The sequence below is a fragment of the Burkholderia sp. IMCC1007 genome, from assembly GCF_027257875.1.
GTDB lineage: Bacteria > Pseudomonadota > Gammaproteobacteria > Burkholderiales > Burkholderiaceae > Burkholderia.
In genome coordinates, this window is sequence record NZ_JAPVQY010000032.1 from 13,982 (window position 1) to 35,295 (window position 21,314).

Here is a 21,314-nt window from a genome sequence, read left to right on the forward strand (position 1 = left end):
CGCGCAGTGCGTCCGGACGACCCGGTCGGCACACGGCCTGCAGAACCTGGCGCTGCATCGTCGTCTCCCCAGTTTCGCGACGGCGCGGCTTCTGGCGGCCGCTGCATCGCGTCGAATCAATCGATACATCTTAAATTTAGTTCACGCGGGCGTTTAGAGGAATCGCTCTTGAATCCGCGTGCCGCGCGCGCGGCGGCCCTTCCTACAATGCCCGAACATTACAAGCGGCGCCGGGCCGCGCCGGGTGCCGTTCATGACACGAAGGAGACGTGACATGCAATACGACTACATCATCGTCGGCGGAGGGTCGGGCGGATCGAGCCTCGCCAGCCGTCTCGCCGATGCATGCCCCGACGCGACGATCGCGCTGATCGAGGCCGGCTCGCACACCGATCGCAACCTGCTCGTCAACATGCCGGTGGGCATCGCGGCGCTCGTGCCGTTCAGGCTCGGCACGAACTACGGCTACGAGACGGTGCCGCAGCCGGGGCTCGGCGGCCGCCGCGGCTACCAGCCGCGCGGGCGCGGGATGGGCGGCTCGAGCGCGATCAACGCGATGATCTACACGCGCGGCCACCCGGGCGACTACGACGAGTGGGCACGGCTCGGCGCGACGGGCTGGGGCTGGCAGGATGTGTTGCCGTATTTCCGCCGCGCGGAAGGCAATCAGCGCGGTGCCGATGCGTGGCACGGCGCGGACGGCCCGTTGACCGTTTCCGATCTGCGCTTTCGTAATCCGTTCTCCGAACGATTCATCCAGGCCGCGCACGCGGCCGGCTATCCGCTGAACAACGACTTCAACGGCGCGACGCAGGAAGGCGTCGGCTTCTATCAGGTCACGCATCGCGACGGTTCGCGCTGCAGCGTCGCGCGCGCGTACATCTACGACCGCAAGCGGCCGAACCTGAACGTGATCACCGATGCGACGGTGCTGCGGGTGGGCTTCGACGGCAAGCGCGCGGTGGGCGTCGTGGTGTCGCGCAACGGCAGCGTCGAGACGCTCGGCGCGCGCGCGGAAGTGATCCTGTCGGCCGGCGCGTTCAACTCGCCGCAACTGCTGATGTGCTCGGGGATCGGTCCGGCCGAACAACTGCGCCGGCACGGGATCGCGGTGGTGCAGGATGCGCCGGACGTCGGCACGAACCTGATCGACCATATCGACTTCATCATCAACACGCGCGTGAATTCGTCGCGGCTCGTCGGCATCTGCCTGCGCGGAATCGCGAAGATGACGCCGGCGCTCGTGCGCTACTTCTCGAGCCGCTCGGGGATGATGACGAGCAACGTCGCGGAGGCCGGCGGCTTCATCAAGAGCGACCCGTCGCTCGATCGTCCGGACCTGCAGCTGCATTTCTGCACGGCGCTCGTCGACGACCACAACCGCAAGATGCACTGGGGCTTCGGCTATTCGCTGCACGTGTGCGCGCTGCGTCCGTACAGCCGCGGCACGGTCGCGCTCGCGAGCGGCGACGCGCGCGATGCGCCGTTGATCGATCCGCGCTTTTTCAGCGATCCGCGCGACCTGGACCTGCTCGTGCGCGGCACGCAGGCGATGCGCCGGATCCTGTCGCAAGCGCCGCTCGCGTCGCAGGGCGGGCGCGAGCTATACACGCGCGCGGACCAGAGCGAAGCCGAGCTGCGTGCGACGATCGTCGCGCATGCCGACACGATCTATCACCCGGTCGGCACCTGCCGGATGGGCTCCGATGCGCGCGCGGTGGTGGATCCGCAATTGCGCGTGCGCGGCGTCGAGGGGTTGCGCGTGGTGGATGCGTCGGTGATGCCGACGCTGATCGGCGGGAACACGAATGCGCCGTCGGTGATGATCGGCGAACGCGCGGCGGACTTCATCGTCGCGGCACGCAACGGCGGCGCGTCGCGCGGCGAGGCGGCCGCGGCGGTGCACGGCCGCTGAGCGGCGCGCGCCGCACGCGACGCGCGCGATGTTCAGGCAAACGTATCGACGAGGCCCACCCGGCCGACGGTCGCGACGGCCGCTGCGGATTGCACAGCGGCGACCGGTGCCTCGGGGGCTGGCGATCCGGCGCGTGCACGCTGCGACGACTGGCCGCCGGCGAAGCTCTGTTGCGCGTTCTGCTGTTGCGATGCGAAACCGCCGTCGCTGACGCTCGCGCTGCCGAGGCCGAGCCCGCCGGCTTCCATCGCTTCGCGCAGCTTCGGCAGCGCGGCTTCCACCGCCTCGCGCACCTGCGCATGTTGCGACACGAACAGCGCGTGCGCGTGATTGTCGGCGACGCGCAGCACGACCTGCAGCGGGCCGAGGTCCGGCGGGTTCAGCGTCAGCTCGGCGCTCTGCTGGTGCGCATTCGACAGGAACACGACCTTCTGGCTCAACGCGTCGGTCCAGTCGGCAGTGCCGACCTGCGGCGTCAGCACGTGCGTGTTGGCCGCGGCGATCGCACCGGCGGCCGGCGCTGCCGGCACGTTCGACTGCGCTGCCGCGGCAGCCGTTGCGGCGGCCGCGGCCATCGCGTCGGCGCTCGGGCTCGCGGTGTCGCCAGCCTGCGCGAGCGCGGGCTGCGCGGCCGGCTCGGCGGTCATGGCGGCCTGCAGCGCCTGAGTGTTGGCCGGCGTGGGCGTCTGCGGCGCGGCGAACGCGCCTTTTGCGTCGGCAAGCGTGCGGTCGAACGCCGCCGCTTTCGACGCCGGCGGTGCGGCGGCGGTCGATCCGGACGTCGCCGATGCCGTGCCCGCCCCGATCGCGCCCGCACCGCCCGTCAGCTTCGCCAGCGCAGCCTGCAGCGCGTCGCGGCCCGATGGCGATACTGCCGTCGCATCGTGGCTTGCGTGGCCGGTGGCGTCCGGCCGCGCGGACGCCGCTGCGGCCGTCGCGGCATCGGCACCGGCACCGGCCGGCGTCCCGTCGTTGGTGCGCACCTGCAGCTGCGCCTGCACGGCGGCGGCCGCGGCGAGCGCGGCGGCGTCGCCCTGGGTCGCAGTGTTCGTATCTTCGGCGGATTTGTCGTCGTGGTCGCCAGCGGGCATGGCGCCGCCGGCCGGCTTCGACGACACGTGTTTCGTCGCGGTATCCGGCTGGCTACCGTTTGCCGTGTCGTGCCGCGCGGCGACGCTGTGCTTCAGCGTCTGCGCGAACGGCGCGGCGGCGGGCGCGGTGGCGGCGTCGCTGCCGGCGGACGAACCCGCGCCCCGGATGGCGCCGAGTGCGGCGCCCGCGGTGTCGATCAGCGCGCCGAGCAGAGGAAGGGGAGGCATGGCGATTCTCTCGTTCGAAAGCGGTGGACGGTTATGCCGATCGGGCCGCGTCGGCCCGCATGCGCAGGATCTTCGCGGCGTGCTCGTCGGCATCGCGCTGTTCGCGCTTCGCGTCACGTTGCGCTGCCTGCGCGACGCCGCGTGCGTGCAGGATTTCGTATGAGCCGACGGTGCGCTTCTTCTGTTGCCAGTTCGGGCGCGCTTCGTCGATGCGCGCGTCGGCGGCGGCCAGCACGTTGCGCTGCTGCGCGATCGCCGTATCGAGCGTATCGATGAACGCCTGGAAATTGCGCCAGTTGCCGGCCGGCATCCCGTGCTGCGCGGACTGCGCGAAGTTCGCGTGGTATTCGTCGCGATAGCGCAGCAGTGCGTCGAGCTGTTCGGCGGCCGACGCGCGCTCGCGCTGCGCGGTGCCGAGCTGCTTCGCGGCCGTGTCGAGGTCTTCCTGCGCGCGGTCGAGCAGCAATTGAAGGGGAAAGCCGTGTGCCATCCGGGTCAGCCTCCGTATACGTCGAACAGCGCATCGAGCGCGGTGAGGCTCGACGCGAACGGCGCGCATTCGCGAAAGCCCTGTTGCAGGAACGATTCGATGCGCGGATAGAGCGCGATCGCGCGGTCGAGCTGCGCGTCGCGGCCGGGCGCGTAGGCGCCGACCGCGATCAGGTCGCGATTGCGCTGGTAGCGCGACAGCATCTGCTTGAACTGCCGCACGCGGTCGAGATGCTTTTCGTCGATCAGCGCCGTCATCGCGCGGCTGATCGACGCCTCGATGTCGATCGCCGGATAGTGGCCGGCCTCGGCGAGCGCGCGCGACAGCACGATGTGGCCGTCGAGAATGGCGCGCGCCGAATCGGCGATCGGGTCCTGCTGGTCGTCGCCTTCGGTCAGCACCGTGTAGAACGCGGTGATCGAGCCGCCGCCTTCGGGGCCGTTGCCGGTGCGCTCGACGAGCGCGGGCAGCTTCGCGAACACCGACGGCGGATAGCCCTTGGTCGCGGGCGGCTCGCCGATCGCGAGCGCGATCTCGCGCTGCGCCATCGCGTAGCGCGTCAGCGAATCCATCAGCAGCAGCACGTGCTTGCCCTGGTCGCGGAAATACTCGGCGAGCGACGTCGCGTACGCGGCGCCCTGCATCCGCAACAGCGGCGACACGTCGGCCGGCGCCGCGACGACGACCGAGCGCGCGAGCCCGTCCTCGCCGAGGATCTGTTCGATGAATTCCTTCACTTCGCGGCCGCGTTCGCCGATCAGCCCGATCACGATCACTTCCGCGCTCGTGTAGCGCGCCATCGTGCCGAGCAGCACCGACTTGCCGACGCCGGAGCCCGCGAACAGGCCCATGCGCTGCCCGCGGCCGACGGTGAGCAGCGCGTTGATCGCGCGCACGCCGACGTCGAGGACGTGGTGGATCGGCTCGCGATCGAGCGGGTTGATCGACGGCGCCGACAGCGGTGCGTCGGCGTTCGAGCCGAGCGGGCCGAGGCCGTCGAGCGGGCGGCCCGACGCATCGACGACGCGCCCGAGCATCTTCCAGCCGACCGGCAGCCGCTTGGCGCCCGCGAGCGGGTCGGTGACGGGCGCGTTCTCGAGCGGCCACACCCGTGCGCCGGGTAGCACGCCCGCGACGTCGGTGGTCGGCATCAGGAACAGGCGGTCGCCGGAGAAGCCGACGACTTCCGCTTCCGCATGCGGCAGCGTGCTGCCGGGCGGCAATTCGATCGTGCATTCGGCGCCGACCGACAGGCGCAGCCCGATCGCCTCGAGCACGAGGCCGGCCGCACGCGTGAGGCGCCCGCACGGGCGCAGCGGCAGCGCGCGCCGGCTGCGCTCGGCGAGCCCGTTCAGGTGCGTGCGCCACTGCGCGAGATGCGGATTGTGCGGTGCGCGCGGCGCGTCGTCGGGCGAGCTGCCCGCATGCGGCGTCGCATGGCGGGCGGTGTCGTGTGCGCCGTCGGGGGCGAACGACGCGAGCGCGAGTTCCCGCTCGAGCGGCGTCATGCCGTCGTGCGCGAGCGACTCGGGCGCACGCGTCACCACGTGCTCACCTTGCCGATCGCGGCGGCGACGCGCTGCCAGCGCGTGGGCAGCGTCGCGTCGACTTCGCCGGTGGCCGCATGCGCGCGACAGCCGCCGCGTTCGATCGACGCGTCGGTACGCACGGTCCACCCGAGCGTATCGAGATCGTCCTGCAGATACGCTTCGATGACGGGCAGGTCGGCCGGATTCACCGCGAGATGCGGCGCGCCGGACAGCGCCGGCTCGGCGGCGAGCACGTCGCGCACGGCCGCGACGAGCGCGGCGGGGTCATGCTTCACGTGCTGGCGCACGACCTGCTGCGCGATGTCGAGCGCGAGCTGCGCGAGGTCCGCCGCGAGATCGTGCCCGGCGTTCGACACGGCCTCGCGAAACGACGCGGCGAGCGCCGCGAGCTGCGCGGCCTGTTCGCGCGCTTCGGCCTGGCCGGCCTCGAAACCCTGCGCGTGGCCCTGTTCGAAACCGGCCTGGTAGCCGCGCGCCTGGCCTTCGACGTGGCCGGCCGCATGGCCTTCGGCGTGCGCGGCGTCGCGCACGCGCTGCAGTTCCCCGGCGAGCGCGGCCGCCGCCGCTGCAGCATCGTCGGCGGGCGGCGGGGGCGGCGGCGGATCGAACGACGTCATCTCCCACCGCTGGTACGCGGTGAGGGTGCCGGCGCGCGCGCGCTTGGCATCAGACATACGCGTCTTCCGCCTTGCCGCCGATCACGACCTGGCCGCTTTCGGCGAGGTTGCGCACGATCTGCAGGATGCGGCGCTGTTGCGTCTCGACTTCGGACACGCGCACCGGGCCGCGCGCGTCGAGATCCTCGGCGAGCAGTTCGGCCGCGCGCTGCGACATGTTCGCGAGGAACTTCTGGCGCAGCGCGGGCGGCGCGCCCTTCAGCGCGACGATCAGCGTTTCCGATTCGACTTCCTTCAGCACCATCTGGATCGCGCGGTCCTCCAGGTCGAGCAGGTTCTCGAACACGAACATCTGATCGATGATCTTCTGCGCGAGATCGGCGTCGTACTGGCGCACGCTTTCGAGCACGCCTTCCTCATGGTTGCTCGTCATGAAGTTCAGGATCTCGGCCGCGGTGCGGATGCCGCCCATCGGGCTGCGCTTGAGGTTGTCGCTGCCGGACAGCAGGCCGGTCAGCACGTCGTCGAGCTCGCGCAGCGCGGCCGGCTGGATGCCGTCGAGCGTCGCGATCCGCAGCATCACGTCGTTGCGCAGCCGGTCGGCGAAACACGACGCGATCTCGGACGCCTGGTCGCGGTCGAGGTGCACGAGGATCGTCGCGATGATCTGCGGATGCTCGTTCTTGATCAGCTCGGCGACGGCGCCCGAGTCCATCCACTTCAGGCCCTCGATGCCGCTCGTGTCGCTGCCCTGCAGGATGCGGTCGATCAGCACGCCGGCCTTGTCCTCGCCGAGCGCCTTGGTCAGCACCGAGCGGATGTAGTCGCTCGAGTCGAGCGACAGCGCGGTGTGGCCTTCGGCTTCCTTGACGAAGTCCTGCAGCACGTCGTCGACCTCCTCGCGCGTGACGTTCTTCAGCGCGGCCATCGCGACGCCGATCTTCTGGACCTCGCGCGGCGCGAGGAACCGGAATACCTGGGCGGCTTCTTCCTCGCCGATCGACATCAGCAGCAGCGCGCTCTTGGTCAAACCTTCAGCGTTCATCGGACACCCAGTTTTTCACGACGGTGGCGACGATCTTCGGATCCCGGCGGGCGATCGTGCGCGCGTAGTCGAGGTTGCGTTCGTAGCGGTTCTTGTCGTTCTCGAAGCCGAGCTGCAGCGGATCGGCGTCGTCGGTGGCGAGCTGTGCGGGCAGGCCGTCGAGCACGACCGTATCGTCCGGCGCCGCGAGCGCGGGCGCGACCGGCTGCGGCGGCGGGAACGCGCGGCGCATCGCCGGGCGCACGAACATGAAATAGAGCGCCACCGCGGCGACGGCGATGCCGAGCCACTTCGCGACTTCCTTCGCCATCGCGATCATGTCCGGCTGGCGCCACCACGGCAGGTCGGCGTACGGGTCGCTCACGTTCGAGAACGCGCTGTTCACGACGTTGACGGAGTCGCCGCGCTTCTCGTCGTAGCCCATCGCGTCCTTCACGAGCTGCTCGACCTGCGCGAGCTTCGCGGGCGGCAGCGGCTGCATCGTCACGTGGCCCTTCGCATCGGCGATCGGCTGGTAGTTGACGACGACGGCGACCGACAGCCGCTTCACGTTGCCCATCGGCTGTTCGGTATGGCGGATCGTCTTGTCGAGCTCGTAGTTGGTCGTCTGGTCCTTGCGGTCGCTGACCGGCGTCGCCTGCGGCCCGTTCTGGCCGTTGCCCGCGACGACCGGCGCGGAAGCCGGCTGCGGCGGCGTGTTCGACAGCGCGCCCGGCACGCCCGACGCGCCGCCCTGCGCGAGTTCGGTCGCGCTGCTGGTCTGCTGGCTACGGATCGCGGCCTGTTGCGGCGTGCCGTTCGGGCCGTAGCTTTCCGAAGTCTGTTCGATCTTCGAGAAATCGACGTCCGCGCTGACCTGCGAGCGCGCGTTGCCGGCGCCGAAGATCGGCGCGAGGATCGCGTCGATGCGCTTCTGCGTGTTGCCCTCGACCTGCTGCACGTACTTGAGCTGGCTCGCGTCGAGGCCGGACGCCGACGCGGACTGGGTCAGCAGGTTGCCGTCCTGATCGACGATCGTCACGTTCTTCGCGGGCATGTCGGGCACGCCGGACGACACCATCCGCGTGATCGCCTGCACCTGCCCCTCGTCGAGCACGCGGCCCGGGTAGAGATCGACGAACACCGACGCGCTCGGCGCTTCCTTGTCGCGCACGAACACCGACGGCTTCGGGATCGCGAGATGCACCCGCGCGCCGCGCACCGCGTTGATCGACTCGATCGTGCGTTGCAGCTCGCCTTCGAGCGCGCGCTGGTAGTTCACCTGCTCGGCGAACTGGCTGATGCCGAATTTCTGGTTGTCCATCAGCTCGAAGCCGACCGAGCCGCCCTTGGGCAGGCCCATCGCGGCGAGCTTCAGGCGCGTTTCATGCACCTGGTTCGACGGCACGAGGATCGCGCCGCCGGCATCGGCGAACTTGTAGGGAACGTTTGCCTGCTGGAGCGCGGTGATGATCGCGCCGCCGTCGCGGTCCGACAGGTTGCTGTACAGCACGCGGTAGTCGGGCGCGCGGCTCCACAGCACGAGCGCGGTGATCACGGCGATCGCGAACGCGACGGCGATCACGAACGGCAGCTTCGGGTTGCCCTTCATCCGCGAGATGCCCGGGATGCGTTCGGCGAAGCCGCCCAACCCGAAGTCCGCGCCAGCGCCGCCCGCCCCCGGCAGCGCGGCGGCCGCGGTGGCGCCTGGCACCGGGCTGGCGAGGCTCGCGCGGGCGTCGGGGTTGATCAGCGAAGTGGCCTGCGAATCCATGCGACGAGTTTCTCCGGAGCGGGACGACTGAGCCGCTCGGACGAGCGGACGGACAATGACACGATGCGATTATCGTGATCCGGGCGGCGGTCCGATCGACCGAAAAGAGCGGGGTTTCCCCCGTACTTTCGCGGCTTTGGCGCGCGGTGCGCTGCTATCCTTTTTCGCGTTTCCGGCATGGTGCGCATCGTGCGGCGCCGGCGGATCGCCCGGTCGGGCCGGGTTTCTTCTCTTATGTCTGGGGACAGCATGGCTGCCAACGTCAGCGGAATCGGATCGGTGTTGCAACAGATGCAGGCGATGGCCGCGCAGGCGTCCGGCGGGGTCGCGAGCCCGACGGCCGCGCTCGCCGGCTCCGGCGCCGCGACGGCCGGCACGTTCGCGAGCGCGATGAAGGCGTCGCTCGACAAGATCAGCGGCGACCAGCAGCACGCGCTCGGCGAGGCGAAGGCGTTCGAGGTCGGCGCGGCGAACGTGTCGCTGAACGACGTGATGGTCGACATGCAGAAGGCGAATATCGGCTTCCAGTTCGGGCTCCAGGTCCGCAACAAGCTCGTGAGCGCCTACAACGACATCATGCAGATGTCGGTGTGACGCGCACCGGCCGGCCGCGTCGACGGGCCGGCGGCCCGTGCGCCTAAAGCTTTTCAAATTCCTTCCGATAAAGCGGAAGACGGCCGCGTCGTGCAATGCCGGGCGGCGGCCTTCGCATCACTCAACGCATCAAAAGGAGAAGCGCATGTTTTCCCCAGGACACGCTGGAGCCAGTGCGTACGCGCGTGTCGGCGTCGAGACGGGGGTGATGGGCGCGTCCCCGCACCGGCTGATCGCGATGCTGTACCAGGGCGCGCGGCAGGCCATCGCGCTCGCGCGCCTGCATCTGCAGCAAGGCAACGTGCCGGCCCGCGGCGAAGCGATCGGCAAGGCGATCGGGATCGTCGAGAGCGGCCTGCAGGCTTCGCTGAACCGCGACGCGGGCGGCGAGATCGCCGCGCGCCTCGATGCGCTGTATGCGTATATCGGCCGGCGTCTGCTGCAGGCCAATGCGGACGCGAGCGACGCGATGCTGGTCGAGGTCGACGGGCTGCTCGCGACGCTGGAGGAAGCATGGACGGGCATCGCGCCGGAAGTCGCGCGCATGGCTGCGCAACAGGCAGCGGGCGCGGCGCGATGAATCGCAAGGCCGAGTACTTCGCGCGTTACGAGGCGCTCGCCGCAGTGTCGGGCCGGATGCTGTGCGCCGCGCGCGGCGCGGACTGGAGCGCGCTGCCGGAATTGCAGGCCGAATTCCTGCAACTCGTCGACGGGCTGAAGGAGGCCGATCCGGGCGTCACGCTCGACGAATCGGACCTCGGCCGCAAGCTCGGCCTGATCCGCCGCATCCTCGCCGACGACGCCGCGATCCGCGATCTCGCGAGCCCCGAAGTCGCGCGGCTGTCCGCGCTGTTCGAGGCGCGGCGCTCGACCCAGGTATTGACCGATCTCTACCGCGCACGCGGATAGCGTTCGTTGGCCGCGGCCGCGGTTCCCGCGCCCGGATTCGCAACGAGGTGGCTGAGGTGAGCAGGCTCCGATCATGACCGGTATCGACTCCGTTGCGGCCGCCCTGCTGGCGAGCCGCCTCGACAGCCTGCTGACCGGCACCGTGTCGGCGCCCGCCGGCGGCGGCGCGACCGTGCAGGTCGGCACGCCGGGCACCGGCGCGTCGTCGACGTCTGCGGCGAACGTCTCGCCCGCCGCGCCGCCGGCCTCCGCGCAAACCGCACTGTCCGACGTCGCGCTCGCGCTCGATGCGATCTCGCGTGCGGGCGGCGCCGCGACGCCCGTGGTCGCCGGGCGAACGCCGCTGCTGGCCGATCCTTCCGTGCTGGTGACCGATCCGGCAACGCCGCCGGCGTTCGGTCCGGGCGCGTCGGCCGGCACGTCTGCTTCGGCGGTCACGTCTGCTTCGACTGCTTCGACTGCTTCGACTGCCGCGACTGCCGCGACTGCCGCGACTGCCGCGACTGCCGCCGCGCCGCCCGTAGCGGTGCTGCAGGCCGCACTCGCGCAGGCCGTGAGCGAAAGCGGCCTCTTCTACGAATCCCATCTCGCGCAATGGGTGGCCGGCCAGCGCCCGCTCGCCGCGCTGCTGCGCGAACCGCAGGCGCGGCTTGCCGCACTCGCGCAGGGTGGCGCGGACGGTGCGCAGAACGACGCGTCCGACGTGCTCGACGAACTCCTCGCGCCGCGCTCGGCGCTGCCGGTCGCGGCACGAAACGCCGTGCAGCCGGGCGGCACGGGGCCGAATGAACTCGCGCAGAACGCTGCTGCGGGCGCGCGGCAATACGCGCCGTCGGGCGCGGCCGGCATGGCTGGCGATCCGCTCGGCGAACACGCCGGCTTGCGCTGGACGCCCGCGCGCGCCGAACTGGCCGCCGCGTCGTCCGCGCCGCAGGCGCAGACCGCGGCTTCCGTGCACCCTGACGCGGTGCCGATCGTCCGGCAGCAGCTCGATGCGCTCGCAACCGACCAGTTTCGCTGGAGCGGCGACGCATGGCCCGGCGCGCGCCTCGACTGGACGATCGAACCCGACGAGCACGGCGGCCACGCATCGCGCGGCGACGACGCGGGCGACGGCATCGCGTGGCGCACGCGGCTGACGCTGACGTTGCCGTCGCTGGGCACCGTCGATGCGGAACTGGTGCTGAACGGCTCGCAGCTCGTCGCGCGGCTGCGCGCGAATTCGACCGGCGCCGATCGCCTCACGCGCAACGAGGGCGCGCTGCGGCAGCGGTTCGAGGGATCGGGGTTGCAGCTCGGCGGGCTGTCGATCCGCGCGGTCGACGACGAGCCGGACGATTTCGACCCGCGCGTCGCTCAGGCGGCGTCCGCCGCGTATGCGCGCAGCGCGGCCGCCGGCACGCCGGGCCGCGACGACGACTTGCCGCGATGAGCATGACGTCCCGCAAGCGCGCGGCCGCGCTGGTCTACGATCCGAAAGGCGGCGATGCCGCCCCGCGCGTGGTCGCGAAGGGTTACGGGCTGCTCGCCGAGATGATCGTCGCCCGCGCGCACGATGCCGGGCTGTACGTGCATACGGCGCCGGCGATGGTGTCGCTGCTGATGCAGGTCGATCTCGACGACCGGATTCCGCCGCAGCTTTACCAGGCCGTCGCGGATCTGCTCGCGTGGCTGTATTCGCTCGATCGCACCGAGGTCGGGCCCGCGCCCGAGGCCGGGCAGGGGGACGCCGCGCCACGTTTTCCATTGCCGCCGCTGCGCCGCTGAGCGCGTCGGTACGGCAGGGCACGCACGGCACGCACGCACGGCTCGCTCGGCACGGCACTCGCGGCTCGGCTCGGCACGCACGGCACGGCACGCACACACACGCACACGCACACGCACACGCACACGCACACGCACACGCACACACGGCTCGACTCGCTCGGCACGGCACGGCATGGCTCGGCTCGGCTCGGCTCGGCTCGGCTCGGCTCGGCTCGGCTCGGCTCGGCTCGCTCTCTTGCGAAATGCTGTCTTCGTCTTTCGCCAGTATTTCGCCGATATCGCGCGTCTATCTTTTGCGATCGAAGCGCAAACCCCGCACTTCGTCGGCTATCGCGAGATTTCGCCGCCCGCCTGACGCGCTCAGATGGATTGAGTGCCGTCGCAGTTTGTGTAATGATATCCATTCTCATTTTCATGCTGCCCGGGCGGCGCGCGATTTCCGTGCGCCGCCCGTTGCTTTGGACGAATGGAAGCTTTCGCGTGAACGCGCCCGAAACGATCGCCCCGCCGCAGGCGGGCATTACCGTGCTGCATCCGGCCGCACGTCCGCTGACCGACGACGAACTGGCCGCCCGCCGCCAGCGTTCGCGCCGCGCGACCTTCATCAAATGGTTGCGCAAGGTGCACGGCTGGGTCGGGCTATGGGGCGCGGTGCTCGGGCTGCTGTTCGGCGTGACGGGCGTGCTGCTCAACCACCGCGCGCCGCCGCTGAAGATTTCGACCGGCGAGCCGCAGGTCGAGCAGATGCAGATCGCGTTGCCGGACCCCGTGCCGAAGTCGCCCGCCGCGATGACGAAGTGGCTGCAGCACGAGCTGCACTTCGACGGCCGCCCGGGCCGCGTGCGCAAGGAGCCGGCACAGGCAGTCGCGTGGGGCGACAAGCGCGTGATGCAGCCGGAGCACTGGCAGATGGGCCTGTTCGGGCCGCACCAGAACCTGCAGGCCGAATACTGGGTCGGCAACGGCTATGTGTCGGTGAAGCGCACCGGCAACACGTTCCTGACGACACTGAACAACCTGCATCGCGGCGTCGGGATGAGCGTCGGCTGGGTGCTGCTGATGGATACGATCGCGGGATCGCTGATCCTGCTGTCGCTCACAGGCGTGCTGCTGTGGACGGAGCTGAACAAACGTCGCACCGTGGGCTTCGTGCTGGTGGCCGGCTCGGTCGCCGCGGCGCTCGCCGCGGGCCTCGCCTGATTCGCGCAGCGGAATGAATGGCGCCGGCTTGCCGCCGGCGCATCGTGTGCGTCCGGCGCGGCGGCAAGCCGGCGCCGGGCGACCTCAGAGGCCGCAGGTCGCGCCGTTGTTGGCCGCGATCTCGCGCGCGGCTTTCGCGCCCTCGACCTGCAGGATCGTCGGCAGCGACACGTTGTTCTTCGCGGCCGTGACCTCGGCGAGGATCGAGATCGCGATTTCCGGCGGCGTGCGGCTGCCGATGTAGATGCCGGCCGGCCCGTGCAGCCGTGCGAGCTCCGCGTCGTTCAGGTCGAATTCGAGCAGCCGCTCGCGCCGCGCCGCGTTGTTGCGCCGCGAGCCGAGCGCGCCGACGTAGAACGCGGGCGTCTTCAGCGCCTCCATCAGCGCGAGATCGTCGAGTTTCGGGTCGTGCGTGAGCGCGATCACGGCCGAACGCGCATCCAGCTTCATGTCGAGCACCGTATCGTCCGGCATCGTACGCACGACGCGCGTGCCCGGCACGTCCCACGCATCCGTGTATTCCTCGCGCGGATCGCATACCGTCACCTGGTAGTCGAGCCCGACCGCGATCTGGCACAGATAGCGCGACAACTGCCCGGCGCCGATCACGAGCATTCGGTAGCGCGGCCCGTGGATCGTCACGAGGCGCTCACCGTCGAACGCGAGGCCGTCGGTCGCCTGCGCGGGCGACAGCGATGCGCGGCCGGTCGCGAGCGTCATTGTGCGCGTGACGAGCCGGCCGGCCTCGACTTCCGCGCAGAGCGCGGCGATCCCGCTGTCGCGCGCGAGCGGCTCGAGCACGAGCTGGATCGTGCCGCCGCACGGCAGCCCGAAACGGTGCGCTTCCTCGGCCGTCACGCCGTACTTCACGGCTTCCGGGCGCGCATCGGCCGCGATCCCGCTCGCATGCACGCGGGCGATCAGGTCATCCTCGATGCACCCGCCGGACACGGAACCGACGACGAGCCCGTCCTCGCGCACCGCGAGCATCGCGCCCTCGGGGCGCGGCGACGAACCCCAGGTCTTCACGACCGTCACGAGCAGCACGCGGCGTCCTTCTTCGAGCCAGCGCGCGCTCGACTTCAACACGTCGAGATCCACACTTTCCATCGTCGTCACCTCATTGATTGGCCGCATTATGAACCGCCTGCCGTAGCCCTGCTTGCCGTGTGCCGTGTGCCGGACGCCGGACGCCGGACGCCGGACGCCGGACGCCGGACGCCGGACGCCGGACACCGGACACCGGACACCGGACACCGGACACCGGACACCGGACACCGGACACCGGACGGCAGGAGCGGGCGCGGGAGCAGGAGCAGGAGCAGGAGCAGGAGCAGGAGCAGCGGCACCGGCACCGGCACCGGGCCGCGGGCCGCGGGCGGTTCGGACGCCCACTCCCGCCCGCGACGACGGCCAGTGCGCCGCGCCGAAAAAGCAAACGGCGCGCCCGCGAGGCGGGTGCGCCGTGTCGAGCGGGGGCGACGCGGCGCGTCGCCGCCGGGCCGTCAGTCCGCGTGGCCGCGGGCGAGCTTCGAGTTGTGTCGCGAATACAGGAAGTAGATCACGAGGCCGATCACGAGCCAGATGCCGAACGCGGCCCACGTGACGGGCTGCAGGTTCAGCATCAGGAACAGGCACGCGCCGACCGCGAGGATCGGCACCACCGGCACGCCGGGGCAGCGGAACGCGCGCGGCAGCTCCGGATGCGTGCGGCGCAGCACGAGCACCGCGATCGACACCATCGAGAACGCGGCGAGCGTACCGATGTTGATCAGCTCGGCGAGCACGTTGAGCGGCACGAGCGCGGCGATCAGGCCGAAGAACAGGCCCACGAGCCAGGTCGTCAGGAACGGCGTCGCGTAGCGCGGATGCACGCGCGACAGCATCGCCGGCAGCAGCCCGTCGCGCGACATCGCGAAGATGATCCGCGTCTGGCCGTAGCTCATCACGAGGATCACGGTCAGCATGCCGAGCACCGCGCCGAGATCGATGAAGCCCGCGACCCACTTCTCGCCGGCGATCTGCAGCGCATACGAGATCGGGTGCGACACGTTCGCGTACTGGGCCGACGGCACGATGCCGGTCGCGACCGCGGCGACCGTCACGTACAGCACCGCGCACACCGCGAGCGACGCGATGATGCCGATCGGCAGGTCGCGCTTCGGATTCTTCACCTCTTCAGCGGCCGACGACACCGCATCGAAGCCGATGAACGCGAAGAACATCACGGCCGCCGCGCCGAACACGCCGTTCCAGCCGTGCGGCATGAACGGCTTCCAGTTCGCGGGCGTCACGTGGAACAGGCCGACCGCGATCACGAGCAGCACCACCGACACCTTGATGAACACCATGACGTTGTTGATCCGGGTCGACTCGCGGATGCCGATCGACAGCAGCGTGGTGATCACGATCATCACGAGGAACGCGGGCAGGTTGAACCACGTGGTGACGCCCGGCAGCGCGCCGGGCGCAGCCGTCAGCACGGTCGGCAGCGTGAGCCCGAAGCCCTGCAGCAGCGACTGCAGGTAGCCCGACCAGCCGACCGACACGGCCGACGACGCGAGGCCGTACTCGAGCATCAGGTCCCAGCCGATGATCCACGCGACGAGCTCGCCGAGCGTCGCGTACGAATACGTGTAGATCGAGCCCGCGACGGGAATCGTCGACGCGAACTCGGCGTACGACAGCGCCGCGAGCCCGCATGCGATCGCGGCGATCACGAACGACAGCATCAGCGCCGGGCCGGCCTGCACGGCGCCCGTGCCGGTCAGCACGAAGATGCCGGTGCCGATGATCGCGCCGATGCCGAGGAAGGTCAGGTCGATCGCGCCGAGCGCTTTCTTGAGCCCGGCACTGCGCGCGCCGGCGATCATGCGATCGACGTTTTTCTTGCGGAAGAGGGACATTGCGATGGATCGATCGCCAGCGCGCGCGGGCGCGGGACGCTGACTGAGTGAAAACCCGCAATTTTAGCCGATTTGGCGCAAAAGCCTCGTTGCGGCGCAGCGGTGCGGAACGGAATCGTCAGATAAAACAAGCGCTTGCGCGCAGCGCGCGGCAGCCGTCGCCGCCGCGATGCGGGCGACGGCGACGATGCGGGCGATACGACGGCGATATGGGGAGATACGACGGAGATACGACGGAGATAGGGGTTCGATACGGCGACGAAGCGCGCGCGTGCGGCTCGCGAATCAGCCGCCCGACGCCGGCGCCATGTCGACGAGCTGGTTGCTCATCACGTAGAACGTGAGTTCCGCGTTGTTCGACAGCCGCATCTTCTCGAGCAGCCGCGACCGGTACACGCTGACCGTCTTCACCGACAGCGACAGCGTGTTCGCGATGTCGGTGAGCCGCTTGCCCGACGCGAGCATGCAGAGCGTCTGGTATTCGCGGTCGGACAGCTTTTCGTGCGGCAGCGGCTCGTTCTCGAACGACACGTATTCGGCGAGCGCCTCGGCCATCGCCGGGCTCACGTACTTGCGGCCTGCCGCGACCTGCTGGATCGCGCCGATCATCTGCGCGGCGTTCACCGTCTTCGACAGGTAGCCGGCCGCGCCGGCCTTCAGCGCGCGCACGGCGTACTGATCCTCGCGGTACATCGAGAACATCAGCACCGGCGTGCCCGGCAGCTTGCGCTTGATGCGCTTGAGCACCTCGATGCCGTTCGTGTCGGGCAGCGAGATGTCGAGCAGGATCACGTCGAACGTCTGCCGGTCGACGGCGGCCATGGCGTCGCTGCCGTTCTCGGCCTCGGTCACGTCGCGCGCAACGCCGCGATCGATCAGCAGATGGCGGATGCCTTGCCGGACGATGGCGTGATCGTCCACGAGCAGAATGTTCAGGCTCATGACGACCTCACGAACGCGACGCGTGGCGCGCCGCGGCCGGCACCGCGAACAGCGAGTCCCACGCGAAGCGGGCGGCAACGCGCGTGCCGCGGCCGGATGCCGGCGCGCCCGCTTCGAAGCTGCCGCCGAACGCTTCGCAGCGTGCGCGCATGCCGGCCAGGCCGTAGCCGGCACGGCGGCCGCGCGCGAAACCGGTCCCATCATCGGCCACGATCAGCATCAGATGCGTGCCGTTCGTCTCGATCCGGACATCGACGGACGTCGCGCGCGCGTGCTTCGCGACGTTCGACAGCGCTTCTTGCGCGACGCGGAAGATCGCGAGCGCGCTGGCGCCGCCGAGTTGCGTGAGCCGCGCATCGGCCGCGCACACGAAGCTCGTGCGCAGGCCGGTGCGCGCCGCATGGCTGTCGACCCAGCCCGACAGCGCGCCGACGAGCCCGCCGTCGAGCGCGGGCGTGTCGCGTTCGTCAATCAGCCGGCGATTCGCCTCGGTCGCGGAGTCGAGCGCACGCTGCGCGAGTTCGAGCGCGCGCAGGCAGCCGTCGGGCGCATCGGCCGGCAGCCACGTGTGGATATTGGCGAGCGCGAAACGCGCGGCGGTGAGTTCGGCGCCGAGGCCGTCGTGCAGTTCGCCGGCGAGATGACGGCGGGCCGCTTCGTCGGCGACCATCAATTGCGCGGACAGCGCCGCGACACGCGCGTCGCACGCATCGTGTCCGGGCAGGGCGTCGGCCATGGGCGCAGTCGCGGCGCAACCGCGCGCGAGTTGTCGCGACGGGAACGGGGCGTGGGCGCCCGGGGGCGCGTTGAGCGACGTATCCATGACTCTCCCTGCTGTTCAGAAAGCGGTTCAGGCACCGGCCGGCTGCGCGCATCGGCTGCCGTTTCGACGACGGCGCGGCCAGAGAATCGCCCCGTGCCCCGGGTAACAAAAGTTACATATTGTAACGTTCGAACCCGACCCTTAAATGGTGGTTCCGGTCTCAACCGCGCGGGCCGAATAATATCCCAAAAAAATGGAAAAGGTCATGTCGGCCGGACGTTTAAGGGTAAATGTGAATAATCCGAATGAAGACCCTGTAGGAAAAACACCGACACGCAAGCACCCGTCCGCGCGTATCCAAATGTAACTATTTGAGATGACATGATTCCAACTTGTTACGAATTCGCCAAGCACGGGCGAAAAAAAACCGGAGCTCTCGCTCCGGTTCTTGATGCCGCACAAATTCGGGGATCGATCAATCGACGAACGCGCGCTCGATCACGTAGTGGCCCGGTGCACTGTTCTTGCCTTCGACGAGGCCGGCCTGCTTCAGCAGCTCGGTCGTGTCCTTCAGCATCGCGGTGCTGCCGCACAGCATCACGCGGTCGTTTTCCGGCGAGAACGGCGGTACGTCGAGATCCGTGAACAGCTTGCCCGTCGCGATCAGGTCGGTGATCCGGCCCTCGTTGTCGAACGCTTCGCGCGTGACGGTCGGGTAGTAGACGAGCTTTTCCTTGATGATGTCGCCGAGGTACTCGTGGCCCGGCAGGTCGTGCTTGATGTAGTCCATGTACGCCAGCTCGCCTTTCAGGCGGCAGGTGTGCGTCAGGATCACCTTGTCGAAGCGTTCGTAGATGTCCGGGTCGCGGATGATCGACATGAACGGTGCGAGGCCGGTGCCGGTCGACAGCATCCACAGCGTCTTGCCGGGCAGCAGGTTGTCGGCGACGAGCGTGCCGGTCGGCTTCTTGCCGATCAGCACCGAGTCGCCCACCTTCAGGTGCTGCAGGCGCGACGTCAGCGGGCCGTTCTGGACCTTGATGCTGAAGAATTCGAGATGCTCTTCGTAGTTCGGGCTGACGATCGAGTAGGCGCGCGCGAGCGGCTTGCCGTCGACTTCGAGGCCGACCATCGTGAATTCGCCGTTGTTGAAGCGCAGGCTCGGCTCACGGGTGCAGGTGAAGCTGAAAAGCGTGTCGGTCCAGTGATGGACGGATTGGACGGTGGCGGTGTCGTATTTGCTCATGGCTTTGAAAACGGACGCGCGTAGCGAACGCGTGTAACGGGCCCAAAAACGGGCAAAAAACCGAGTGCGTCGGCCCGATCGCGGATCGGCCGGCCGGCGCGTCGGACACGCGCCTTCTCGATGACAGACGTTTGAGGAACTCGTCATTTTACCCTGCTTGGGGCAGATGCGGGCTTGACCCGTGCGGCCACGCGGATTTAGCGCAACGAACCATTTCAATCTGCTTTCAGCGATCGGCCGCGAGCTTCGCGCCGAGGCCGACGAGCGCGGCGCCGCACAGCGCGTCGAGCGGGCGTCGCACGCGCCGGTAGCCGCGCTGCGCGCGCGGGCTCGCGAACAGGAACGCGACGCACGAATACCAGCCGGCCGACAGCACGCCGATCGTCACCAGCACGGCGCCGTTGAACCACAGCGGCACGTGCGCGGGCAGCATCGCGGCGAACACGCTGGTCCAGAACGCGCACGATTTCGGGTTGGTCAGGCAGGTGAACAGGCCGCTGCGGTACGCGCGCAGGTAGTCGCGCGCGTGCGGGGCGGCGAGCGGCGCGCCGTCGTCGGGTGTGTCGGCCGGCGCGGGAGCGCGGCGCGCGCCCGAGCGCAGCAGCTTGAAGCCGAAATACACGAGATAGACGGCGCCGCCGATCCGGACCGTCTCGTACAGCCATTCGACCTGATGCAGCACGGCCGCGAGGCCGAGCATCGCGAGCGTTGCCCACGCAACCGATGCGGTGCCGACGCCGAGCGCCGATGCGGCGCCCAGGCTGCGCCGTCCGGCGAGCGACAACTGCGAGATCATGAAGAAGTTCGGGCCCGGCGTGATCGCCGCGACGAGATAGACGACGGCGATTTGCAGCAGGATCGGCAGGTAGCTCATGGGGCGCGGCGGCGAGGCGGGAGGGCGGGCAAACCGCTACTGTAGCGCACGCCCCACGGGCCTGCGGCGCGTTACCGCGGATCGAGGCGCAGGCGCGCGATATACGGCAGGTGATCCGACAGCCACGCGGTTTCGCCGGACGGCGCCTGCCATTCGAGCGGGGTCAGCCCGCGCACGAACATCTTGTCGAGCGCGAGCGCCGGCGAGAACGCGGGGAAGGTGCGGCCCGACTCGCCGAGCAGCGTCGCGACTTCGGACATCCCGATCTCGGCGAACAACGCGACCGAATCGTTGCGCCAGTCGTTGAAGTCGCCGGCGAGCACGAGCGGGTCGTCGCCTGCGTTGCGCACGATCCAGTGCGCGATCCAGTGCATCTGGCGCAGTCGCGCCGCGCGCGTGAGCGCGAGGTGCGCGCACAGCAGCGTGACGGGCCGCGCGCCGGCGAGCGTCGCGCGCGCGACCAGCAGCCCGCGCCGCTCGAAGCGGTGCGCGGAGATGTCCCAGCGGCCGCCGAGGTCGAGCGGGTGCGGCGACAGGATCGCATTGCCGTGCCGCCACGACGGCTTGAACACGTTCGGACCGAGTGCGATCTTCCAGTCGAGCGCATGTGCGATCTCGGTGGCCTGGCAGTGCCACACGTCGTCGGCCGCGTCGTCCATCGGCGAGCCGAAGCCGGGCGCGAGCACCGGGCGCGGCATGCGGCGCGCCATCGCTTCCTGCAGAAAATACACGTCGGCGTGCGTCGACTGCATCCAGTTGCGCATCGCGTTCCACGCGGTGAAGCCGAGCGGCGAGCGGCCCTTGTGCAGGTTCCAGCTCACCGCGGTGATTTCGTCAGGTGCGCTTTGCGGTTCGGCGAACGGCAGGGACAAGGCGTCGGCGGGCATGGCGTTCAGTCCTTCGCGATGTGCGCACGCACGCGGTAGACGAGGTGCGGATGCTGCTCGACGAGCGTCCAGTCGGTCCATGCATCGCCGCCGACCGCGAGCCCCGGATGGCTCGCGACGATCTGCCGCGGCGACGCGGGCAGGCACGGATCGCTGCGCGCCGCGGTTTCGTCGTCGAGCGTTTCCTGCACGTCGAGCGCGAGCGATACCGTATGCGCGGCGTCGTCGACCGACAGCGGCGCGACCGTCACCGCGCGCGAGCGCTCGGTCGGCACGACGCGCGCGGCATTGCCGCAGCCGACGGGCACGGCGGACGGGTAGCGATGGGTATCGGTGCGGGACTGACCGACGGTGGTGTGCTGCTGGAACGTGTCGATCGTCTGACCGTCGCGCACCACCTGGATCTCCCACGCGACGACGGCAGGTGCGGGGCTCTGCGCATGGGCCGCGAGCGCGACGCTCGCGAGCAGGACGGCCAGGCCGTGTTTCAGCATGAAACTTCTCCGGAAACGCGGGGTAGCGGGGAACGGACGCACA

At 69.7% G+C, this 21,314-nt stretch carries 22 protein-coding genes; 8 read left to right on the plus strand and 14 right to left on the minus strand.

The genetic code is table 11. The features are described 5' to 3' along the window. Window positions 1–274: 274 nt before the first annotated feature. Window positions 275–1,915: a GMC family oxidoreductase gene (locus O1Q03_RS24335; protein ID WP_269506566.1), complete on the plus strand. Its 1,641-nt coding sequence runs from the start codon at window positions 275–277 to the stop codon at window positions 1,913–1,915. 32 nt (window positions 1,916–1,947) lie between these two features. Here the strand turns inward: O1Q03_RS24335 and O1Q03_RS24340 are convergent, their stop codons facing one another. Genes O1Q03_RS24340 through fliF form a run of 6 tightly spaced genes read right to left on the minus strand, consistent with a single transcriptional unit; the run spans window position 1,948 to window position 8,689 of the window. Beyond that, window positions 1,948–3,234 (minus strand): flagellar hook-length control protein FliK, encoded by a 1,287-nt coding sequence (locus tag O1Q03_RS24340; protein WP_269506567.1) that lies wholly within the window; start codon window positions 3,232–3,234, stop codon window positions 1,948–1,950. A 31-nt stretch (window positions 3,235–3,265) separates the two neighbouring features. After that, the gene (gene fliJ, locus O1Q03_RS24345; protein WP_269506568.1) at window positions 3,266–3,724 is read right to left on the minus strand and encodes a flagellar export protein FliJ; all 459 of its coding nucleotides are present in this window, start codon (window positions 3,722–3,724) and stop codon (window positions 3,266–3,268) included. 5 nt (window positions 3,725–3,729) lie between these two features. Further along, window positions 3,730–5,271 carry a flagellar protein export ATPase FliI gene (fliI, locus tag O1Q03_RS24350; protein ID WP_269506569.1) on the minus strand — a complete coding sequence of 514 codons (1,542 nt, stop codon included), beginning with the start codon at window positions 5,269–5,271 and terminating at the stop codon, window positions 3,730–3,732. Beyond that, window positions 5,265–5,948 carry a flagellar assembly protein FliH gene (gene fliH / locus O1Q03_RS24355; RefSeq protein WP_269506570.1) on the minus strand — a complete coding sequence of 228 codons (684 nt, stop codon included), beginning with the start codon at window positions 5,946–5,948 and terminating at the stop codon, window positions 5,265–5,267. Before fliH ends, fliI begins: the two co-directional genes overlap by 7 nt. After that, the gene (gene fliG, locus O1Q03_RS24360; protein ID WP_269506571.1) at window positions 5,941–6,936 is read right to left on the minus strand and encodes a flagellar motor switch protein FliG; all 996 of its coding nucleotides are present in this window, start codon (window positions 6,934–6,936) and stop codon (window positions 5,941–5,943) included. The genes fliH and fliG overlap by 8 nt, the downstream gene beginning before the upstream one ends. Beyond that, a complete protein-coding gene (gene fliF / locus O1Q03_RS24365; protein WP_269506572.1) occupies window positions 6,926–8,689 on the minus strand; it encodes a flagellar basal-body MS-ring/collar protein FliF in 1,764 nt (587 codons plus the stop codon). The genes fliG and fliF overlap by 11 nt, the downstream gene beginning before the upstream one ends. A gap of 249 nt (window positions 8,690–8,938) precedes the next feature. On the opposite strand from fliF, the gene fliE reads away from it, so the two are divergent. The 7 genes from fliE to O1Q03_RS24400 all read left to right on the plus strand — a co-directional run bounded on the left by fliE (window position 8,939) and on the right by O1Q03_RS24400 (window position 13,159). After that, a complete protein-coding gene (gene fliE / locus O1Q03_RS24370; RefSeq protein WP_269506573.1) occupies window positions 8,939–9,283 on the plus strand; it encodes a flagellar hook-basal body complex protein FliE in 345 nt (114 codons plus the stop codon). A 145-nt stretch (window positions 9,284–9,428) separates the two neighbouring features. Further along, complete coding sequence (fliS, locus tag O1Q03_RS24375; RefSeq protein ID WP_269506574.1) at window positions 9,429–9,863, plus strand: flagellar export chaperone FliS; 435 nt, start codon at window positions 9,429–9,431, stop codon at window positions 9,861–9,863. After that, window positions 9,860–10,192: a flagellar protein FliT gene (locus O1Q03_RS24380; RefSeq protein ID WP_269506575.1), complete on the plus strand. Its 333-nt coding sequence runs from the start codon at window positions 9,860–9,862 to the stop codon at window positions 10,190–10,192. The genes fliS and O1Q03_RS24380 overlap by 4 nt, the downstream gene beginning before the upstream one ends. Before the next feature lie 73 nt (window positions 10,193–10,265). Beyond that, the gene (locus O1Q03_RS24385; protein WP_269506576.1) at window positions 10,266–11,624 is read left to right on the plus strand and encodes a flagellar hook-length control protein FliK; all 1,359 of its coding nucleotides are present in this window, start codon (window positions 10,266–10,268) and stop codon (window positions 11,622–11,624) included. Further along, entirely contained in the window at window positions 11,621–11,959 is a 339-nt protein-coding gene (locus tag O1Q03_RS24390) for an EscU/YscU/HrcU family type III secretion system export apparatus switch protein (RefSeq protein WP_269506577.1), read from the plus strand. Before O1Q03_RS24385 ends, O1Q03_RS24390 begins: the two co-directional genes overlap by 4 nt. A gap of 172 nt (window positions 11,960–12,131) precedes the next feature. After that, complete coding sequence (locus O1Q03_RS24395) at window positions 12,132–12,314, plus strand: hypothetical protein (protein ID WP_269506578.1); 183 nt, start codon at window positions 12,132–12,134, stop codon at window positions 12,312–12,314. A gap of 125 nt (window positions 12,315–12,439) precedes the next feature. Then, complete coding sequence (locus O1Q03_RS24400; RefSeq protein ID WP_269506579.1) at window positions 12,440–13,159, plus strand: PepSY-associated TM helix domain-containing protein; 720 nt, start codon at window positions 12,440–12,442, stop codon at window positions 13,157–13,159. Between the two features lie 84 nt (window positions 13,160–13,243). On the opposite strand, the gene O1Q03_RS24405 is transcribed toward O1Q03_RS24400, so the two are convergent. The 8 genes from O1Q03_RS24405 to O1Q03_RS24440 all read right to left on the minus strand — a co-directional run bounded on the left by O1Q03_RS24405 (window position 13,244) and on the right by O1Q03_RS24440 (window position 21,271). Continuing rightward, window positions 13,244–14,269, minus strand: a complete 1,026-nt coding sequence (locus O1Q03_RS24405) for an XdhC family protein (RefSeq protein ID WP_269506580.1) — start codon at window positions 14,267–14,269, stop codon at window positions 13,244–13,246. 395 nt (window positions 14,270–14,664) lie between these two features. Beyond that, window positions 14,665–16,065 carry an amino acid permease gene (locus tag O1Q03_RS24410; RefSeq protein WP_269506581.1) on the minus strand — a complete coding sequence of 467 codons (1,401 nt, stop codon included), beginning with the start codon at window positions 16,063–16,065 and terminating at the stop codon, window positions 14,665–14,667. A 285-nt stretch (window positions 16,066–16,350) separates the two neighbouring features. Then, on the minus strand, window positions 16,351–17,007 hold the full coding sequence (gene rqpR / locus O1Q03_RS24415) for a response regulator transcription factor RqpR (protein ID WP_269506582.1): 657 nt from the start codon (window positions 17,005–17,007) through the stop codon (window positions 16,351–16,353). A 7-nt stretch (window positions 17,008–17,014) separates the two neighbouring features. Next, window positions 17,015–17,830 (minus strand): quorum system sensor histidine kinase RqpS, encoded by an 816-nt coding sequence (gene rqpS / locus O1Q03_RS24420; RefSeq protein WP_269506583.1) that lies wholly within the window; start codon window positions 17,828–17,830, stop codon window positions 17,015–17,017. Window positions 17,831–18,245: 415 nt separating this feature from the next. Next, window positions 18,246–19,016 carry a ferredoxin--NADP reductase gene (locus O1Q03_RS24425; protein ID WP_269506584.1) on the minus strand — a complete coding sequence of 257 codons (771 nt, stop codon included), beginning with the start codon at window positions 19,014–19,016 and terminating at the stop codon, window positions 18,246–18,248. 226 nt (window positions 19,017–19,242) lie between these two features. Then, on the minus strand, window positions 19,243–19,890 hold the full coding sequence (locus O1Q03_RS24430; protein WP_269506585.1) for a LysE family translocator: 648 nt from the start codon (window positions 19,888–19,890) through the stop codon (window positions 19,243–19,245). A gap of 71 nt (window positions 19,891–19,961) precedes the next feature. Next, window positions 19,962–20,777, minus strand: coding sequence for an endonuclease/exonuclease/phosphatase family protein (locus O1Q03_RS24435; RefSeq protein ID WP_269506586.1), 816 nt, complete (start codon window positions 20,775–20,777; stop codon window positions 19,962–19,964). Window positions 20,778–20,782: 5 nt separating this feature from the next. Continuing rightward, complete coding sequence (locus O1Q03_RS24440) at window positions 20,783–21,271, minus strand: hypothetical protein (RefSeq protein ID WP_269506587.1); 489 nt, start codon at window positions 21,269–21,271, stop codon at window positions 20,783–20,785. Window positions 21,272–21,314: the final 43 nt, after the last annotated feature.

What these genes read in the sequence shown, in the direction of transcription:
- O1Q03_RS24390 (WP_269506577.1), top strand. Translation starts at nt 11,621, where the DNA reads ATGAGCATGACGTCCCGCAAGCGCGCGGCCGCGCTGGTCTACGATCCG.
- O1Q03_RS24340 (WP_269506567.1), bottom strand. Translation starts at nt 3,234, where the DNA reads ATGCCTCCCCTTCCTCTGCTCGGCGCGCTGATCGACACCGCGGGCGCC.
- O1Q03_RS24405 (WP_269506580.1), bottom strand. Translation starts at nt 14,269, where the DNA reads ATGGAAAGTGTGGATCTCGACGTGTTGAAGTCGAGCGCGCGCTGGCTC.
- rqpR (WP_269506582.1), bottom strand. Translation starts at nt 17,007, where the DNA reads ATGAGCCTGAACATTCTGCTCGTGGACGATCACGCCATCGTCCGGCAA.
- fliS (WP_269506574.1), top strand. Translation starts at nt 9,429, where the DNA reads ATGTTTTCCCCAGGACACGCTGGAGCCAGTGCGTACGCGCGTGTCGGC.
- rqpS (WP_269506583.1), bottom strand. Translation starts at nt 17,830, where the DNA reads ATGGATACGTCGCTCAACGCGCCCCCGGGCGCCCACGCCCCGTTCCCG.
- O1Q03_RS24385 (WP_269506576.1), top strand. Translation starts at nt 10,266, where the DNA reads ATGACCGGTATCGACTCCGTTGCGGCCGCCCTGCTGGCGAGCCGCCTC.
- fliJ (WP_269506568.1), bottom strand. Translation starts at nt 3,724, where the DNA reads ATGGCACACGGCTTTCCCCTTCAATTGCTGCTCGACCGCGCGCAGGAA.
- fliE (WP_269506573.1), top strand. Translation starts at nt 8,939, where the DNA reads ATGGCTGCCAACGTCAGCGGAATCGGATCGGTGTTGCAACAGATGCAG.
- O1Q03_RS24395 (WP_269506578.1), top strand. Translation starts at nt 12,132, where the DNA reads ATGGCTCGGCTCGGCTCGGCTCGGCTCGGCTCGGCTCGGCTCGGCTCG.
- O1Q03_RS24410 (WP_269506581.1), bottom strand. Translation starts at nt 16,065, where the DNA reads ATGTCCCTCTTCCGCAAGAAAAACGTCGATCGCATGATCGCCGGCGCG.
- fliG (WP_269506571.1), bottom strand. Translation starts at nt 6,936, where the DNA reads ATGAACGCTGAAGGTTTGACCAAGAGCGCGCTGCTGCTGATGTCGATC.
- O1Q03_RS24335 (WP_269506566.1), top strand. Translation starts at nt 275, where the DNA reads ATGCAATACGACTACATCATCGTCGGCGGAGGGTCGGGCGGATCGAGC.
- O1Q03_RS24425 (WP_269506584.1), bottom strand. Translation starts at nt 19,016, where the DNA reads ATGAGCAAATACGACACCGCCACCGTCCAATCCGTCCATCACTGGACC.
- fliH (WP_269506570.1), bottom strand. Translation starts at nt 5,948, where the DNA reads ATGTCTGATGCCAAGCGCGCGCGCGCCGGCACCCTCACCGCGTACCAG.
- O1Q03_RS24440 (WP_269506587.1), bottom strand. Translation starts at nt 21,271, where the DNA reads ATGCTGAAACACGGCCTGGCCGTCCTGCTCGCGAGCGTCGCGCTCGCG.
- O1Q03_RS24435 (WP_269506586.1), bottom strand. Translation starts at nt 20,777, where the DNA reads ATGCCCGCCGACGCCTTGTCCCTGCCGTTCGCCGAACCGCAAAGCGCA.
- O1Q03_RS24430 (WP_269506585.1), bottom strand. Translation starts at nt 19,890, where the DNA reads ATGAGCTACCTGCCGATCCTGCTGCAAATCGCCGTCGTCTATCTCGTC.
- fliF (WP_269506572.1), bottom strand. Translation starts at nt 8,689, where the DNA reads ATGGATTCGCAGGCCACTTCGCTGATCAACCCCGACGCCCGCGCGAGC.
- O1Q03_RS24380 (WP_269506575.1), top strand. Translation starts at nt 9,860, where the DNA reads ATGAATCGCAAGGCCGAGTACTTCGCGCGTTACGAGGCGCTCGCCGCA.